The organism is Labrys wisconsinensis, from assembly GCF_030814995.1.
In the GTDB taxonomy this organism is placed as follows: domain Bacteria; phylum Pseudomonadota; class Alphaproteobacteria; order Rhizobiales; family Labraceae; genus Labrys; species Labrys wisconsinensis.
Window position 1 is genome coordinate 1 of sequence record NZ_JAUSVX010000034.1, and the last position, 16,099, is coordinate 16,099.

13 protein-coding genes are annotated in these 16,099 nt (G+C 68.9%); 6 read left to right on the forward strand and 7 right to left on the reverse strand.

Features of this window, described 5'->3' with window-relative positions:
- Nucleotides 1-246 precede the first annotated feature (246 nt).
- The 4 genes from QO011_RS41675 to QO011_RS41690 all read right to left on the reverse strand — a co-directional run bounded on the left by QO011_RS41675 (nucleotide 247) and on the right by QO011_RS41690 (nucleotide 6,258).
- On the reverse strand, nucleotides 247-1,452 hold the full coding sequence (locus tag QO011_RS41675; protein WP_307286444.1) for an aminomethyl transferase family protein: 1,206 nt from the start codon (nucleotides 1,450-1,452) through the stop codon (nucleotides 247-249).
- Entirely contained in the window at nucleotides 1,445-3,046 is a 1,602-nt protein-coding gene (locus QO011_RS41680) for a phytoene desaturase family protein (protein WP_307286446.1), read from the reverse strand. Before QO011_RS41680 ends, QO011_RS41675 begins: the two co-directional genes overlap by 8 nt.
- On the reverse strand, nucleotides 3,033-4,652 hold the full coding sequence (locus QO011_RS41685; RefSeq protein ID WP_307286449.1) for a phytoene desaturase family protein: 1,620 nt from the start codon (nucleotides 4,650-4,652) through the stop codon (nucleotides 3,033-3,035). Before QO011_RS41685 ends, QO011_RS41680 begins: the two co-directional genes overlap by 14 nt.
- 226 nt (nucleotides 4,653-4,878) lie before the next feature.
- A complete protein-coding gene (locus QO011_RS41690) occupies nucleotides 4,879-6,258 on the reverse strand; it encodes an aspartate aminotransferase family protein (protein WP_307286452.1) in 1,380 nt (459 codons plus the stop codon).
- Nucleotides 6,259-6,552: 294 nt separating this feature from the next.
- Here QO011_RS41690 and QO011_RS41695 point away from each other — a divergent pair, with 294 nt between their 5' ends.
- The 6 genes from QO011_RS41695 to QO011_RS41720 all read left to right on the forward strand — a co-directional run bounded on the left by QO011_RS41695 (nucleotide 6,553) and on the right by QO011_RS41720 (nucleotide 12,777).
- Nucleotides 6,553-7,215: a TetR family transcriptional regulator C-terminal domain-containing protein gene (locus QO011_RS41695; RefSeq protein WP_307286455.1), complete on the forward strand. Its 663-nt coding sequence runs from the start codon at nucleotides 6,553-6,555 to the stop codon at nucleotides 7,213-7,215.
- The gene (locus tag QO011_RS41700; protein WP_307286456.1) at nucleotides 7,212-8,384 is read left to right on the forward strand and encodes an acyl-CoA dehydrogenase family protein; all 1,173 of its coding nucleotides are present in this window, start codon (nucleotides 7,212-7,214) and stop codon (nucleotides 8,382-8,384) included. The genes QO011_RS41695 and QO011_RS41700 overlap by 4 nt, the downstream gene beginning before the upstream one ends.
- A gap of 71 nt (nucleotides 8,385-8,455) precedes the next feature.
- Entirely contained in the window at nucleotides 8,456-9,565 is a 1,110-nt protein-coding gene (locus QO011_RS41705; protein WP_307286458.1) for a polyamine ABC transporter substrate-binding protein, read from the forward strand.
- A gap of 28 nt (nucleotides 9,566-9,593) precedes the next feature.
- Nucleotides 9,594-10,754, forward strand: a complete 1,161-nt coding sequence (locus tag QO011_RS41710) for an ABC transporter ATP-binding protein (protein WP_307286459.1) — start codon at nucleotides 9,594-9,596, stop codon at nucleotides 10,752-10,754.
- Between the two features lie 227 nt (nucleotides 10,755-10,981).
- Nucleotides 10,982-11,896: an ABC transporter permease subunit gene (locus QO011_RS41715; protein WP_307286461.1), complete on the forward strand. Its 915-nt coding sequence runs from the start codon at nucleotides 10,982-10,984 to the stop codon at nucleotides 11,894-11,896.
- On the forward strand, nucleotides 11,893-12,777 hold the full coding sequence (locus QO011_RS41720) for an ABC transporter permease subunit (protein ID WP_307286464.1): 885 nt from the start codon (nucleotides 11,893-11,895) through the stop codon (nucleotides 12,775-12,777). The genes QO011_RS41715 and QO011_RS41720 overlap by 4 nt, the downstream gene beginning before the upstream one ends.
- A 51-nt stretch (nucleotides 12,778-12,828) precedes the next feature.
- Here the strand turns inward: QO011_RS41720 and QO011_RS41725 are convergent, their stop codons facing one another.
- The 3 genes from QO011_RS41725 to QO011_RS41735 form a co-directional block, all read right to left on the reverse strand.
- On the reverse strand, nucleotides 12,829-14,613 hold the full coding sequence (locus tag QO011_RS41725; protein WP_307286467.1) for an SRPBCC family protein: 1,785 nt from the start codon (nucleotides 14,611-14,613) through the stop codon (nucleotides 12,829-12,831).
- Nucleotides 14,614-14,701: 88 nt separating this feature from the next.
- Entirely contained in the window at nucleotides 14,702-15,361 is a 660-nt protein-coding gene (locus QO011_RS41730; protein ID WP_307286469.1) for a phytanoyl-CoA dioxygenase family protein, read from the reverse strand.
- 25 nt (nucleotides 15,362-15,386) lie between these two features.
- The gene (locus tag QO011_RS41735) at nucleotides 15,387-16,064 is read right to left on the reverse strand and encodes an HAD family hydrolase (RefSeq protein WP_307286472.1); all 678 of its coding nucleotides are present in this window, start codon (nucleotides 16,062-16,064) and stop codon (nucleotides 15,387-15,389) included.
- Between the last annotated feature and the right edge of the window lie 35 nt (nucleotides 16,065-16,099).

Here is a 16,099-nt window from a genome sequence, read left to right on the forward strand (position 1 = left end):
GGCTCGAAGGCTCTGCTCATCGGGCGCTCCTGTCGCTGTCGTGGAAAACCGCTCAGGATCTCAGATCCGCAACCGCCACGCCCCATAGAATCTTGATCCGCCCATGACGTCGCGGATGAAAGCGACGACCTGCGAATTCAACGGCTTTTGTTCTCCGCATAAGCCTACGCATGGCGCCGGGACGGTACTCGTCGGCCCCAGCGGGCTTTCCAAAGCCTGTCTCAGAAGGACGTCCGACAACTCGCCTTAAAACTCGCCCGGCGGCGTCGCACGCCGCCGGGGCGGCGCGAAGAACGGGCGGTCGACCACGCGGGCCCGCACCATGCTCTTCTGGTAGACCAGTTCGCGCAGGGCGTAGATCTCCACCCACAGGTCGTCCTTGACGCGGTCGCCATAGGGCCGGGCCAGCGAGGCCAGGGCGATGTTGCGCTTGGCGGAGGGCGACCAGGCGGCCGCGGTGATGTGGCCGACCTCGCGTTTGCCGCGGTGATAGACCAGCGCGTGCTCGGCCGGGACATTGCCGGCGATGTCGAGCCCGACCAGGATGTGGCGGGACGAGCCCCTGGCCTTTTCGGCGCGGAGCACCCGGGCGCCGTTGAAATGGCAGGGCTTGTCCCAGTCGATCATCCAGTCCAGGCCGATCTCCAGGGGCGAGCGGCGGCGGTCGGCGCGGATGGCGGCCTCGGCGGTGACGAAGTCGGCATTGGCGACGATGAAGCCGGCCTCCAGCCGGGCGAGATCGAGCGCGGCATAGCCGATGGCAGTGATGCCGAGGAGCCCGCCCGCCTCGAACAGGCGGTCCCAGAGCGCCAGCGCCGCGTCCGGCGCGACGAACAGCTCATAGCCGAGATCGCCGGTGAAGCCGGTGCGGGAGAGGTCGACGGCGAGGCCGTCCAGCGTCACCCTGGCGAGGTCGAAGGGCTTCATCCGCTCGATGTCGAAGCCGGCGCGGCGCAGCACCGCGGCCGAGGTCGGCCCCTGCAGGGCGAGGCCGGCAATATCGGCCGTCACCTCGGCGATCGAGACGTCGAAGCCGATGGCGCTGTCGCAGAGCCAGTCGAGATGGCGCTCCTGGCAGCACAGGCGGAACTCCGCGGCCGAGAAGCGGAACAGCGTGCCGTCGTCCAGCACCTTGCCCTGGTCGTCGCACCAGGCGGTGTAGTGCACGCGGCCGGGCTTCAGCCTGGCGACATCGCGCAAAGTGAGCCGGGCGAGGAAGGCCTCGGCGTCCGGCCCCTCGATCCGATATTTCACCATCGGCGTGACGTCGAAGACGGCCGCCGCGTTGCGGATGGCGAAATATTCCAGTTCCTCGTCGCGGACGGCATGCGCCGATTTGTAGCCGCTCCAGGCATACCATTGGTTGGCGCGGCTCAGCGCCGCGATGCGCGGATGGAACGGCGTCTCCCACAGGGGAGTGCGGAAATGGTCCTGCTTCAGCGCATTACGCATGGTCCGACCGCCCCGCCAGGATCGCCTTCGCCGCATTCAACGCCGCCGCGCCCATGACGCCGCCGCCGGGATGCGAGCCGGCGCCGCAGAGCCACAGGCCCGGCAGCGGCGTGGCGTAGCGGGCGGCGGCGGGAACCGGGCGCAGCATGAACATCTGGTCGATGGCGAGCTCGCCGTGATGCCAATGGCCGCCGGGCATGCCGGTCTCGCGCTCGATATCGGCGGGCGTCATCAGATTTGCGGCGGTTACCAGCCCGCCGATGCCGGGCGCATGGCGCTCCAGCACCGCCAGGATGCGGGCGAGGAAGCCGTCGCGCTTCGCCCGGGACCGCTCCCCGGCCGGGCCCGCGCCTTCCTCCCGGTCGAAGTCGTGGGCGGCATAGATGGCGCTGACCGACAGGACATGCCGCCCCGGCGGGGCGAGCGAGGGGTCGCTGAGCGTCGGGATGACGATCTCGAGCGCCGGGCGCTCCGAGGCCTGTCCGTACTTGGCCGGATCGAACGCGGCCTCGATGGCCTGCACGGAGGGTGCGACCAGGAGACGGCCGGCCAGCGCGTCGGGGGAAAGGCCGGTGAAGACCGGCAATCCCGACAGCGCCAGATGCAGCCTCGCCACAGTGCCGCGCTGCCGGATGTTCTTCACCCGGCGGACGAAGCCGGTGTCGAAATGACGGGCGCCGGCGAGCTCCAGCAGCGTCGTCTTCGGGTTGGCGGCGGAGACGATGCAAGGGCAGCGGATCTCTTCGCCGGAGGCCAGGACGACGCCCGCCGCGGCGCCGTTCTCGACGATCAGCCGCGCCACCCGGGCACCCAGCCTGATCTCGGCGCCGGACGCCTCGGCTGCCGCGGCCAGCGCAGCCGAGACGGCGCCCATGCCGCCCCGGGGCAGCGCCAGCGCCGCCTGGCGGCCGCCGGATTCGCCGGCAAGGCGGTAATAGAGCGTCATCAGCGAATTGGGCGAGCGCGGCCCCAGATGGGTGCCGAGGACGGCGTCGAACGCCACGGCGCCCTTCAGCGTCTCGCTGGCGATCTCCTCCTCCAGCACGTCGGCGACATTCATCAGCACCATGCGCAGGAACTCGCGCATCTCGGCCCGTCCGAGCCGGCGGATGGCGAGGCCGAGCTTGCCGAGCGCCAGCATGTCCTTCAGCCCGCCATGCCTGAGGCGCGGCGGCGTTTCCAGCAGGAACGGCCGCAGCACGGCGGAAAAGCGCAGCAGGCGCCGGCGCAGACGGGACCAGGCCTCCCGGTCCGCGTCGGAGACGGCCCCGCTCAGCCGCTCGCCATAGGCGCCTTCGAGCGTGACATGGGCGCCGTCCTCGGCCAGCGCCGTGGTCGGGATGGCGTCGGCGGCGAGCGCCAATCCGTGCGCCGGAAGGTCGAGCCGGCGGATCAGCTCCGGGTGCAACTGGCCGAGGACGTGCGCCACCTGCGAGACGCGAAAGCCCGGGGCGAACGCGACGGTGCGCGCGGCGCCGCCGACCTCCGCCGCCGCCTCGAGCACCAGCACCCTCCTGCCTGCCTGGCCCAGCAGGGCGGCGCAGGCGAGGCCGTTATGGCCTGCGCCGATGATGACGGCATCAAACGACGGCATAGGCGTCGCTCATGCCGGTGGCGTCGCGCTTGAGGTCGCGCAGGATCTCGGCGGCGGCGTTGCGCCCCGGCGCGCCCATGACGCCGCCGCCGGGATGGGTGGAGGAGCCGCACATGTAGAGGCCCGGGATCGGGCTGCGATATTGCGCGTAGCCCGGCACCGGCCGGTTGAACAGCAACTGGTCGAAGGTGAGCTCGCCCTGGAAGATATTGCCCTCGGTCAGGCCGACCTCGGCCTCCAGCTCGCGCGGCGTGCGCACCTCGGCATGCAGGATCAGGCTTTTGAAATCGGGGGAGTATTCGGCGATCTGGTCGATCACGGTCCGGCCGAAGGCGTCGCGGTCGGCATCGGTCCAGTCGCGTCCCTCCACCTTGGGCGGGCAATATTGCACGAAGCAGCTCATGAAGTGCTTGCCGGGCGGGGTCATGGTCGGGTCGATGGTGGTCGGGATCATCATGTCGAGGAAGGGATCGGCCGACCATCGGCCGTATTTCCAGTCGTCATAGGCGCGCTCCATCCGCTCGACGCTGTCGGTGAAGTGCAGGTCGCCGCGATAGCAGGAGGAGTCCCGGGGCAAGGCCGGGAAGGTCGGCAGCCCGTCGAGGGCGATGTTGACCTTGCCGGAGGAACCGCGGATCTTGAACGCCTTCACCTTGCGGACGAAGTCCGGCGGCAGGGCGGCCTCGTCCACATGCCGGAGGAAGGTGCGCTTCACGTCCATGTTGGAGACGACGAGCTTGCCGCGGATCTCCTCGCCGCCTTCCAGCACCACGCCGACGGCGGCGCCGCCCTGGATGAGCACGCTGTCGATGCCCTTGCCGGTGCGGATCTCGCCGCCGCTCGCCTGAAGAGAGGCGGCGATCGCCTTGCTGATCGCGCCCATGCCGCCGCGCGCATAGCCCCAGGCGCCGACCGCGCCGTCGACCTCGCCCATGTAATGGTGCAGCAGCACATAGGCCGAGCCCGGCGACATCGGCCCGAGCGCCGTGCCGATGATGCCCGAGATCGAGAGGTTGGCCTTGACCACGTCGGTCTCGAAATATTCGGCCAGGAACTCGGCGATCGACATCGTCCAGAAGCGGATGGTGTCGGCCATCTCCGCCTCGGTCAGGTCGTAGAATTTCCGGCCGAGATGGAGCAGCTCGGCAAGGTCGCGCGGCTTCAGCGAGGTCGGATCCGGCGGTGTGCGCAGGAGGAACGGCCGGATGAAGCGGCACTGGCGGATCACGTCGGCGGAATAGCGGTCATAGGCCTCTGCGTCGCGCAGGGAGAAACGGCCGATCTCCCGGCGATGGGCGTCGTGGTCGCGATAGCTGCCGAGATAATCGCCGTCCCGCGTCAGCACCGCGCCGCCCTCGTAGGGGATGACCTGCAGCCCATGCCGGGGCAGATCGAGGTCGCGCATGATCTCCGGCCGCAGCAGCGAGCAGACATAGGAGCAGTTGGAATAGAGGAAGCCGGGATGAAGCGAACGGCTGACCGCGGCACCGCCGACCCAATCGTTCTTCTCCACCACCAGCACGCTGAGCCCGGCCTTGGCGAGATAGGCGGCGTTGACGAGGCCGTTATGCCCGGCGCCGACGATGATGGCGTCATAGATCTTCATGAAGGCGCCTCATGCCTGTGACCGGACCATTCGGTTCCTCGTGTCCCGGAGCAAGGTCCGGCACCGCGGATAGATCTTCCGGAGATATGTGTCGGCCGCGGGCCCCAACCTCGACCGTCATGGACGGGCTTGTCCCGTCCATCCACGTGAACTCGACCGAGACCTGTGATCGCGTGGATGGCCGGATCAAGTCCGGCCATGACGTTGCGGACAATGGTTCGAGAACTCACGCCCTCGCCCGGTGCTCGGGATCGCCCGCCAGCTCGTCGATCGTCAGGTCCACCGCCCGCTCGAACCCGGCCAGCGTCGTCTCCAGGCACCCTTCGTCATGGGCTTCGCAGACGAACCAGGGCTCGCGGCTGTCGGGCTCGCAGAGGACGCCTTGGTCATGCAGGTGCTGGGCCATCGCGTCGTAGAAGCTGTAGTCCGATGTCTTCCAGTCGCGATAATTCCGCGGCGGCTTCTCCGCGAAGAACAGGCCGCCCATCGAGGGATGGCCGGAGAAGGAATGGACGATGCCGCGGGCCTCGAGGATCCGGCTCATGCCTTTCTGCATCCGCAATCCGTAGCCGGCGATGGTCTCCAGCGCCGGCGTCTCCTCCAGGATCTCCAGCGTCTTGTTGGCGGCGGCCAGCGCGACGGAATGCGCGGTGTAGGTGCCGCCATGGGCGACACCCCGGCCGAAGCGGCGCATGATGTCCTCGCGCCCGGCCAGCGCCGCGATCTGGTAGCCGTTGGCCATGGCCTTGGCGAAGGTGCACAGGTCCGCCTTGACGCCCATCAGCGACTGGATGCCGCCGCGGGCGACGCGGAAGCCCGACTTGACCTCGTCGATGATCAGCACCACGCCATACTGGTCGCAGAGCCGGCGCACGGCCCGGACATAGTCGGGATCGGCGGTGATGGCGCAGCAATTGCCCTGGATCGGCTCCATCAGCATGGCGGCGATCTCGCCGGAGCGGCGCTTGAACAGGTCCTCCAGATAGTCCGCGTCGTTCATCGGCGCCTGGTGGATGAGCTGGCGCCCGATCTCGGGCACGCCCTGGCTGTAGGGGATCAGCGCCGGGTAGGTCTTGGAGCCGGGGTCCCAGTTGTCGACGTCCGAGGTCCACAGCGCCGCGTCGAACAACCCGTGATAGCCGCCCTCGAGGATGACGTAGCCGCTCCTGCCGGTGTAGCCGCGGGCGAGCCGCAGCGCCGCCATGACGGCCTCGGTGCCGGAATTGGAGAAGCGGACGAGCTCGGCCGCCGGCACCATGCGCGAGATCCGGCATGCCGCCTCGTATTCCCGCTCGGTGCCGAGCGCGAAGACGCCGCCGACCTCCATGCCCTGGCGGGCGGCCTCGTCGACGCGCGGATCGGCATAGCCCAGGATCGCCGGGCCGTAGCCGAGGCGGTAGTCGACATAGCCATTGTCGTCGAGGTCCCAGATGCGGCCGCCCTTGCCGCGCTTGACATAGATGGTCTTGTCCTCGCCCCAGTAGCGGAAGTTCGAGGCGACGCCGAGCGGCAGCCTGGTCAGCGCCTTGCGGAAATGGGCATTGCTCTTGGCGAGCGAGCGTTTGACGGGCTTTTCGTTGGCTCTCGACGTGGTGCTCAGGGCCATTGTCTCCCCCATCCGGGTTTGCGCCGTTGCCGATCGATGCCGCCATCCTGGCACGGGAGAGCGCCGATTGTCCACATCACTAATCAAACGTTCATTCGATAATGCGCGTTGACTGGCAAAACGTTCAGCAAGAACCGGTTGACAGGGCCGGCGATTGCTCTAGCGTGACAAGGGCTCCGCGAGGGATTTCGACGTGCCGACCACGCCAGGTTCACGAGAGGTCAGGCCGACCGGCGCCGCGGGCCCGGTGCCATGGCCGGCGCAGGGCGGCGCCCCCAGCCCCGGCGGACGGCCATGAGCACGGCGCCCGCCCCGTCGCCGACACGTCGCCAGGCCCAGAAGTCGGAGCGGCGTGCCGACCTGATCGAGGCGACGATCGACTGCCTGGCCAAGCACGGCTACGAGGCGACCACCGTCGCTGTCGTGGCCGAGGCCGTGGGCATGTCGCGCGGCATCGTCAATTTCCACTTCGACACCAAGCAGAAGCTGCTGCTGGCAACCCTGCGCCACCTCTCCGACGAGTACCGGGCCCATTGGCGCGCCGCCCTCACCGCGGCCGGCCCCTCGCCGGCCGCCCGGCTCTGGGCGCTGGCGGCGGCGGATTTCGACAAGCGCGTCTGCACGCCGCGCAAGCTGGCCGCCTGGTGCGCCTTCTGGGGCGAGGCGAAGTCGCGGCCGACCTACCGGGAGATGTGCGGGGCGAACGACGAGGAGTACCAGGGCACGGTGATCGAGCTGTGCACGGCGCTGGCGCCGCCCGGCCGCGATCCCGTGCGGCTCGCCCGCGGCATCGTCTGCATGCTGGAGGGGCTGTGGCTGCACCTCCTGATGGCGCCGAGGGACGTGTCGCGGGAGGAGGCCCGGGAGGTGGCGCTGTCCCAGCTCCGCACCCTGCTGCCACAGCATTTCGGCCCGGACGGCCCCGTCGCGGCCGAGATCGGCGAGGCGGCGCCATGAGCTTCGGCCTGCCCCCGAGCGCGCTCGCCTGGCGGGCGAAGGTCCGGCGCTTCGTCGACGAGGAGCTGATCCCGCACGAGGTCGAGGCGGAGATGAGCGGCGGCGAGCTGGCGCCGGCGCTGCTGCAGCGCCACGAGGCCTTGGCGATCGGGCTCGGCCTCGCCCGCATGGACGCGCCGCGGCGCCATGGCGGCCTGGAGCTGCCGCTGATCGACCAGGTCGCGGCGGCCGAGCAGATCGGCCGCGTCACCAATGCGCTGGGCTGGTGCTACCCCGAGGCCCAGTCCTGGATGTTCGAGGCCTGCGATGCCGGCCAGATCGAACGCTTCGTCCTGCCGATGATGCGCGGCGAACGGCATTTCTGCTACGCCATCACCGAGGAATTCGCGGGATCGGATGTCTCGGAGATCGCGACCACGGCGACGCCCGACGGCGACGACGTCCTGATATCAGGCGAGAAATGGCACGTCACCAGCGAGAACCTGGCCGACGTCATCCTGGTCCAGGCCCGGATCGGGGGCGATGGCGGCCAGGCCCTGTTCTTCGTCGAGAAGGGCGCGCCCGGCATCGCGGTCAAGCGCTCGCCGGCCTATAGCCACACCTACCGGCACCACCACCCGATCCTGGCTTTCGACCGGGTGCGGGTGCCGCAGGCCAACCTCATCGGCCCGCGCGATGCCGGCATGACCTTCGCCTATGCCTGGTTCCGGCGCGAGCGGCTGATGATCGCGGCCCGCTGCTGCGGCGCGATGGAACGGCTGGTCGAGGAGACCGCTGCCTTCGCCCGGGCGCGGCGGGTCGGCGGCGAGGCGCTCATCGACAAGCAGCTCATCGCCGCCATGCTCGCCGACAGCCTCGTCGACCTGCAGGCGGCGCGGCTGATCACCTACGAGGCGGCGGCGGCGCACGATGCCGGGCTCGATCTCAAGACGCTGCATGCGCGCTGCTCGATCGCCAAGCTGTTCGCCTCGGAGGCGGCGGGACGGGTCGCCGACCGCTGCGTTCAGGTGTTCGGCGGGCGCGGCTACATGCGCGAGAACGTCGCCGAACGGTTCTGGCGCGAGTTGCGGGTCGACCGCATCTGGGAAGGCGCCAGCGAGATCCAGCGCCTGATCATCGCCAACGCCCTCGCCAAGCGCGGCGTGGACGGCACGATCGGCGGAACCTGACCGGCCCGTTCCCGCCGCGGGAGGACGGACCGGCAAACCAGCGTCTCGCGGCCAAACGAGGGGACTTCGCCATGATCCCGGTTTCCAAGCGCCTGTCGCTGTGTTGCGCCGCCGCCGTCGCCGGCCTCCTCGCCGCATCCGCGGCCCGGGCCGACGAGGAGAAGGTCCTGCACGTCTACAACTGGGCCGACTATATCGGCGAGACCACGCTGGCCGACTTCGAGAAGGAGACCGGCATCAAGGTGGTCTACGACACCTATGACGCTTCCGAGACGGTCGACGCCAAGATGATGGCCGGCAAGTCGGGCTATGACGTGGTGCTGCATTCCGGCAGCTTCCTGCCGCGCCTGATCAAGGCGGGGGCGTTCCAGAAGCTCGACAAGGCGAAGCTGACCAACTGGGGCAATCTCGACCCGCACACGCTCGGCATCATCGCCACCTACGACCCGGGCAACCAGTATGGCGTGCCCTATATGTGGGGCACGGTCGGCATCACCTACAACCTCGACATGGTCAAGGAGCGGATCAAGGACGCGCCGCTCGACTCGCTCGACATGCTGTTCAACCCGGATTACGCGGGCAAACTTAGGGATTGCGGCATCTCGGTGCTGGACAGCCCCACCGACATCATGCCGATGGCGCTGGCCTATTTCGGCAAGAAGCAGGACACCGAGGATCCCGCCGACTACCAGGTGGTGGTCGACGCCTTCGCCAAGGTCCATGACGCCATCAAGACCTTCGACAGCGAGAACTATCTCAACGCCCTGCCCAACAAGGAGCTGTGCATGGCGTTCACCTGGTCGGGCGACTATGCCACCGCGATGACGCGCGCCAAGGAGGCGGGCGTCGATCTTCATCTGCAATATGTCGTGCCGAAGACCGGCGCCCCCGCCTGGTTCGACGCCTGGGTCATCCCAGCGGACGCGCCGCATCCGCAGAATGCCCAGCTGTTCCTGAACTACATGCTGCGGCCCGAGGTCATCGCCGCCGCGACCAACACCACGCACTACGCCAACTCGATTCCCGCCTCGAACAAGCTGGTCGACCCCGCCATCCTCAACGACCCGGCGGTCTATCCCGACGCGGCGGTGCAGGCGCGGATCTGGGCCAAGGTCTCGGCGACGCAGAGCGGACAGCGGGAGTTCACCCGGGCGTGGAGCCGGATCCGGACGGGGCAATAGGAGGCGAAGGCCCCGCGGAGCCCCGCAGATGCCTGCCCTCCCCCCGCAAAAGCTCCCCGACCTCCAGGCCCGGCCCTGGCTCGATCCCAAGGCCCCGGCCTTCGTCGAGATCGAACGGGTCACCAAGAAGTTCGGCGAGTTCGTCGCGGTGCAGGACGTCTCGCTGAAGATCTACCGGCAGGAGCTGTTCTGCCTGCTCGGCGGATCGGGCTGCGGCAAGACCACGCTCCTGCGCATGCTGGCCGGCTTCGAGACGCCGAGCGCCGGCCGCGTGCTGATCGACGGGGTCGACGTCACCACCGTGCCGCCCTATGCGCGGCCGGTGAACATGATGTTCCAGTCCTATGCGCTGTTTCCGCACATGAGCGTGGAGCAGAATGTCGGCTATGGGCTGAAGCACGACAGGCTGACCCGGGCCGAGGCGAAGGACCGGGTCGAGGAGATGCTGGACCTCGTGCAATTGCAGGGGTTCGGCCGGCGCAAGCCGCACCAGCTCTCCGGCGGCCAGAAGCAGCGCGTGGCGCTCGCCCGGGCCCTGGCCAAGAAGCCGAAGCTGCTGCTGCTCGACGAGCCGCTGGGGGCGCTCGACAAGAAGCTGCGCGAGCAGACGCAGTTCGAGCTGATGAACATCCAGCACCAGGTCGGCGTCACCTTCGTGGTGGTGACGCACGACCAGGAGGAGGCGATGGTGCTGGCCTCCCGTCTCGCGGTGATGGACCGCGGCGCCATCATGCAGGTGGGCACGCCCTCCGACGTCTACGAATATCCCAACTGCCGCTTCACCGCCGACTTCATCGGCTCGATCAACCTGTTCGAAGGCACGGTGACGGCGGTTGAGGGCGCGCGCGTCGTCGTCGCCTGCGAGGACATGCCCGTGCCGCTGGTGGTGGAGGCTCCCGCCAGCCTGCAGGTCGGCACGCCCGTCGCCGTGGCCGTGCGGCCGGAGAAGATCGCCATCGGCCGCGACCGGCCGGCGGAGACCGGCTTCAACGCCGCGCCGGGCCAGGTCTATGACCTCGGCTATTTCGGCGACCGCTCCCTGTTCCGGGTGAAGCTGCCCTCGGGCCGCATCGTGCTGGTCAGCGGCCAGAACAGCCGTCGGGCGCGCGACGACGAGCGGCCGGTGGATTGGGACGACGCGGTGTGGCTGTCCTGGCCGGCCCATGCCGCGCTGGTGCTGACGGAATGAAGGGGGCATTTGCCAATGGGATGGAAGCGCGACTACCCCTCTCCCGGCCGGGAGAGGGGCAGGGGTGAGGGACTAGACGGTCCCGGACATGGCAGGCCCTTTGCCGGCGCTGCATCGATCGGCCGCTTCATTGCCGACACGTTCAGACCCTCACCCCTGCCCCTCTCCCGGCCGGGAGAGGGGTTTCCGAGCGCTATAGTTGAACGCTGCGCTCGCCAGGGCGCGCCATGAGCAAACCTGCCTTCCGAGACCGTTTCCGCATCTCCTGGAAGGCGCCGGTCGCCGGCATTCCCTATCTCTGGCTGCTCCTGTTCTTCCTCGCCCCGTTCCTGATCGTGCTGAAGATCAGCATCGCCGACGGGGTGGTGAGCCTGCCGCCCTATACGCCGCTGTGGAGCTGGAACGATGACGGGTCGCTCGCCATCCGGCTGCAGTTCGGCAACTACCATTACTTCATCAAGGACCCGCTCTACATCATCGCCTATCTCAACTCGCTGAAGATCGCGGCGATCTCGACGGTGCTCTGCCTCCTCGTCGCCTATCCGATCGCGCTCGCCATTGCGCGCTCCTCGCCGACCGGGCGCAGCGTCTACATGCTCCTGATCATCCTGCCGTTCTGGACCTCGTTCGTCCTGCGCATCTATGCCTGGATGGGCCTCCTCAACCGCAACGGGCTGATCAACGCCGCGCTGATGCATCTCGGCCTGATCGACCAGCCGATCACGATGATGAACACCGACTTCGCGGTGTATCTCGGCATCGTCTATTCCTATCTGCCGTTCATGGTGCTGCCGATCTACGTGGCGCTGGAGAAGATGGATGCCAGCCTGCTCGAGGCGGCCGGCGATCTCGGCTCCAGGCCCTGGCAGGTGTTCCGCGACGTGACGCTGCCCCTGTCGATGCCGGGCGTCATCGCGGGATCACTGCTGGTCTTCATCCCGGCGACCGGGGAATATGTCATCCCGGCCCTGCTCGGCAGTCCGGGCAGCCCGATGATCGGGCGGGTGCTGTTCGACGAGTTCTATGTCAATCGGGACTGGCCGGTGGCCTCCGCCGTCGCGGTGGTGCTGGTGCTGATCCTGGTGGCGCCGATCCTGTGGTTCCAGCGGGCGCAGATGCGCCAGGCGGAGGCGGGCCGATGAAGGGGCGCTCCGGCTTCCTGACGCTGTGCCTGTTCGGCGGGCTGATCTTCCTCTACGGCCCGATCCTGACGATGATCGTCTATTCCTTCAACGTCTCGAAGCTGGCGACGGTGTGGGGCGGGTTCTCGACCAAATGGTATGGCGAGCTCCTCGACAACACGCAGGTGATCGATGCGGCGCTGCTCAGCCTGCGCATCGCGGCGGTGTCGGCCACCGTGGCGACGGCGTTCGGCACGCTGGCCGGGATCACCCTGGCGCGGTTCGGCCGGTTCCGCGGCTGCACCCTGTTCTCCGGCATGATCACCGCGCCGCTGGTCATGCCGGATGTGATCACCGGGCTGTCGCTGCTCCTCCTGTTCGTCGCCATGGAGCAGGCGATCGGCTGGCCGGACGGGCGGGGCAGCCTGACCATCATCATCGCCCACATCACCTTCTCCATGGCCTATGTCGCCGTGATCATCCAGTCGCGCCTCGCCGCCATGGACAATTCCCTGGAGGAGGCGGCACTCGACCTCGGGTCCCGGCCGCTGCAGGTGATGGTCGACATCACCCTGCCGCTGCTGGCTCCCGGCATGGTGGCGGGCTGGCTCCTGGCCTTCACCCTGTCGCTCGACGATCTCGTCATCGCCACCTTCACCACCGGGCCCGGCGCCAACACGCTGCCGATGGTGGTGTTCTCCAAGGTCAAGCTCGGGGTGAAGCCCGACATCAACGCCCTGGCGACGATCGTGATCCTGACCGTCGGGCTGGTGGTGGCGGCCGCCTCGATCATCGGCGGGCGGGTGCAGCGCCAGCGCCTCGCCGATACGCAGCGCGCCGCCGCCGAGCCGGCGAGCGCCGGGCCACGCACCGCCCGGCTGGTGCGGCGGAGACGGGAGTGAGGCGCGAAAAGCCTTCTCCAACGAAGTTGGGGAAGGCATTCAGACTGCCCCTCACCGCGCCTGCGGCATGTCCTGGCGCACCCAGTCGTGCAAGGCCCGGACATTGACTTCCTTGTCCGACAGCACGCCGCGCTCATAGGTCCCGGCGTTGAGGTTCTCCTGCACGGATTCGATCAGCGCATTGTCCTCGTGGTGCACCCCGAAATTGATGCGCTGCCCGAGATATTGCACCGCCTCGAGCTGCCGGTCCGCCTGCCTCGGGCCGTAGCTGCGCCAGCGGATCCGCGAACGTCCGGGGCCGAGCGGGGTGATGTGGTAGAAGTCGACCTGGTCGGGGAAGGTCTCGATGGCGACGCCGGGATACATGTAGAAATAGCTCCAACGCCGCCGCTGCGCCGGCGGCAGGTGCTCGCTCGCCAGCAGGAGCCGCGCATACATCCGCGTCGACCAGTCGCCCCGCACCTCCTCGCGCATCACGTGGCTGAGGCGGATGGTGCGGGTGGCGTGGTCCGGCTCGCGGTCATAGTCCTTGGCCATCAGCGCGCTGAGGCCGGGATGGCCGACGGGAAAGTGGTAGTCCTCGAGGTAATTGTCCCAGACATTCTTCCAGTCGGCCTCGACCGTGCCCTGCCAATAGTCGGAGATCGGCACCATGTCCGCGATGGCGTAAGGCGCGAGCTCCTCGGCATAGGGCGCATAGCGCTCTGCCACCGAGGCGCCGCCGGGCGCGAAGCGGACGAAGACGAAGCCGCAGAAGATCTCCGAGTCCACCGGGAACAGGCCGAGATTGGCCTTGTCCAGCTTCGGGAAGGTGCGCGAGGCGGCGATCCCTCTCAGCACGCCCTGCGTGTCGTAGCACCAGGCATGGTAGGGGCATTGCAGGACGGTGTCGGTGTGTCCCTGCCGGTGCGGCGCGATGGCGTGGGCGCGATGGCGGCAGACATTGTGGAAGACGCGCACCGCGCCGTCCTCGCCGCGCATGGCGAGGACGCGCTTGCCGAGCACCTCCATGGTGACGTAGTCGCCCGGAGTCGGCAGCTCGCCGACATGGCAGAGCACATGCCAGGCCGGCAGGTGCACGCGCTCGACCTCGGCGGCCGAGAAGGCCGCGTCGCGATAGGTCCAGGCCGGCAGGGTCAGGCGCGCGAGATAGTCCCGCTCCTCCTCGGACAGGTCCTCGGTCTCGGCCGCCTTGTCCTGCGGCGGATCCGCGGCGAACAGGCTGGGGAACAGGTTCTTCAGGTAAAGCCGGCAGAGCTCGAGGCCGGCGGCATGGTCGAAGGCCTCGCCCTCCACCAGCGCTTCCTGCCAGAGATTGTCGACAAGGCCGCAGAGGCCCAGCGCAGCGGACCTAGCATCGACCGCGACGCCCGCCGTGGCGACGAGATCTGCGACCAGCGCCCGCACCGCATCCTGGTAGGCCCGGTCCGAGGCGCCGCAGACCGCCATATAGTCGGCCCGCGCCCCACTCTCGCCCCAGAACGCGGTCCAGACCGCGAGCTTGACCGGCGTGGCGATGGTCTTGTCGAAATTCACGGCGAGCAGCGCCATGATCGCCTCGACCGGCTTGCCGGCGTGGGGCGCCACCGCCGCCTCGCAGGCCTCGCGATGCTCGTCGGCCAGGCGCCCGATGGTGGCGGCCAGGAGGTCCTGCTTCGAGGTGAAATGGAAATTGACCATGCCGGCGGTGAGGCCGGCGAGCTTGGCCACCTTCTCCAGCGTCACGTTCGACAGGCCGTGCCGGGCAATCGCCTCCATCGCCGCTTCCAGGAGCTGCTCGCGCCGCTCTTCCTGCGGCCGGCGCATGCGGGCGGATTTTCCCGGACGGTCGAGCATGGCGCGGCTCCCGATATCTTTTCGAATGGTCATATGATAGTGCCGAATGGATGTTTTGTAAATCGTCGCGGATCGGCAGGGCCGCGCGTCAGATTCCGAGCCATTCGAGGCCGGCCGGCAGGTCCGCGGCGGCGTAGTCGACCTGCAGCACCCGCCGGCGGCCCGGTTCGGCGGCAGCCTCCGAGGCGTGCAGGATCGGCGTGGCATAAAGCCAGACGTCGCCGGCCGCGGCGAGGCAGGCACGGACGCCGCAATCCCGCACGATGCCGGGAATGTCGGCCTCGGCGATCCGCCCGAGGCGGTGCGAGCCCGGCGCGACCAGGAGCGGCGCGTTGCCGGCGGGCACGGGATCGAGATGGACCCGCAGCGTAACCATCCCGGCGAGCAGCGCACAGGGCGGGGCCACATGCGGCATGCCGCCCTTGACGGTCCAGGGGCCGAACCCGTCGACGTCGAGACGCCCGACAACGGCGATGGTCCGGTCCTGGTGCCAGGCCAGCGCCCAATTGTTTGCCGGCGTCTTGTCGAACAGGACGGCGCGGACGGGCCGGCAGCCTGCTCCGATCGCGCCGACGGCGATGGCGCCGACCGCGCCGGACGGCGCCAGGAGCAGGCCGAGGGCGGCGATGCCGCGCAGCCGGATGCCCGCCCGATCCGGCGGCAGGCCGGCGATGGCCGCTTCGATCGCGGCGAGATCGGCCGCGACGGCGCCGCGGAACGGCTGCGCGCCGTCCCGCGCGAAAGTCATCGCGCCGTCCGTCATCCCATGCCCCTCAGCGCCGCACCCCGACCTCGTCGATATGGTTGAGCAGGTCCGCCGGGCTGTCGAACACGCGGAAGGCGCCGCTGCGCTCGAGCTCGTCCTCGCCATAGCCGCCGGTGAGCAGGCCGATGGCGAGCGCCTTGGCGCGGCGGGCGGCCAGGACGTCCCATATGGAATCACCGACGACGAAGGCATCCTCGATCGGGTGGCCGAGCCGGTCGGCGGCGGCGAGGAACAGGTCCGGGTCGGGCTTGGCGTATTGGACCTGGTCGCGCGTCACCACAGGCACCTCGGTCGGGTCGACGCCGAGCGAAGCGATGGAGGGAGCGGCGGTCTCCATCCGGCCCGAGGTGGCGATGGCCCAGGGCACGCCGCGGTCGGTGAGAAAGCGCAGCAGCTCGACCGCGCCCGGCAGCGGCCGCACCGAGGTGCCGAGCCGGCGGAAGGCGGCGGCGTGCAGGGCGCGCATGCGGTCGAGCCGGTCGGTGGTGATCTCGACGCCGATCTCGCGCAGCAGCATGTTGGTGAACAGGCCGCCGCTCATGCCGATCTTGCGGTGGATCTGCCAGACCGGCAGGCTGATCCCCTCGCCCTGCAGCGCCTCGTGCCAGGCCAGGACGTGCTGGTAGACGCTGTCGACCAGCGTGCCGTCGAGATCGAACAGGAAGGCGGTGCGGCTGAGGGGCATGGCTGGTCTTTCCGTGGCGGTCGCTCGATGGTAGC

Coding starts and splice junctions, on each gene's coding strand:
- QO011_RS41685 (WP_307286449.1), bottom strand. CDS start 4,652: ATGAAGATCTATGACGCCATCATCGTCGGCGCCGGGCATAACGGCCTC.
- QO011_RS41715 (WP_307286461.1), top strand. CDS start 10,982: ATGAGCAAACCTGCCTTCCGAGACCGTTTCCGCATCTCCTGGAAGGCG.
- QO011_RS41695 (WP_307286455.1), top strand. CDS start 6,553: ATGAGCACGGCGCCCGCCCCGTCGCCGACACGTCGCCAGGCCCAGAAG.
- QO011_RS41735 (WP_307286472.1), bottom strand. CDS start 16,064: ATGCCCCTCAGCCGCACCGCCTTCCTGTTCGATCTCGACGGCACGCTG.
- QO011_RS41710 (WP_307286459.1), top strand. CDS start 9,594: ATGCCTGCCCTCCCCCCGCAAAAGCTCCCCGACCTCCAGGCCCGGCCC.
- QO011_RS41680 (WP_307286446.1), bottom strand. CDS start 3,046: ATGCCGTCGTTTGATGCCGTCATCATCGGCGCAGGCCATAACGGCCTC.
- QO011_RS41675 (WP_307286444.1), bottom strand. CDS start 1,452: ATGCGTAATGCGCTGAAGCAGGACCATTTCCGCACTCCCCTGTGGGAG.
- QO011_RS41720 (WP_307286464.1), top strand. CDS start 11,893: ATGAAGGGGCGCTCCGGCTTCCTGACGCTGTGCCTGTTCGGCGGGCTG.
- QO011_RS41705 (WP_307286458.1), top strand. CDS start 8,456: ATGATCCCGGTTTCCAAGCGCCTGTCGCTGTGTTGCGCCGCCGCCGTC.
- QO011_RS41700 (WP_307286456.1), top strand. CDS start 7,212: ATGAGCTTCGGCCTGCCCCCGAGCGCGCTCGCCTGGCGGGCGAAGGTC.
- QO011_RS41725 (WP_307286467.1), bottom strand. CDS start 14,613: ATGCTCGACCGTCCGGGAAAATCCGCCCGCATGCGCCGGCCGCAGGAA.
- QO011_RS41690 (WP_307286452.1), bottom strand. CDS start 6,258: ATGGCCCTGAGCACCACGTCGAGAGCCAACGAAAAGCCCGTCAAACGC.
- QO011_RS41730 (WP_307286469.1), bottom strand. CDS start 15,361: ATGACTTTCGCGCGGGACGGCGCGCAGCCGTTCCGCGGCGCCGTCGCG.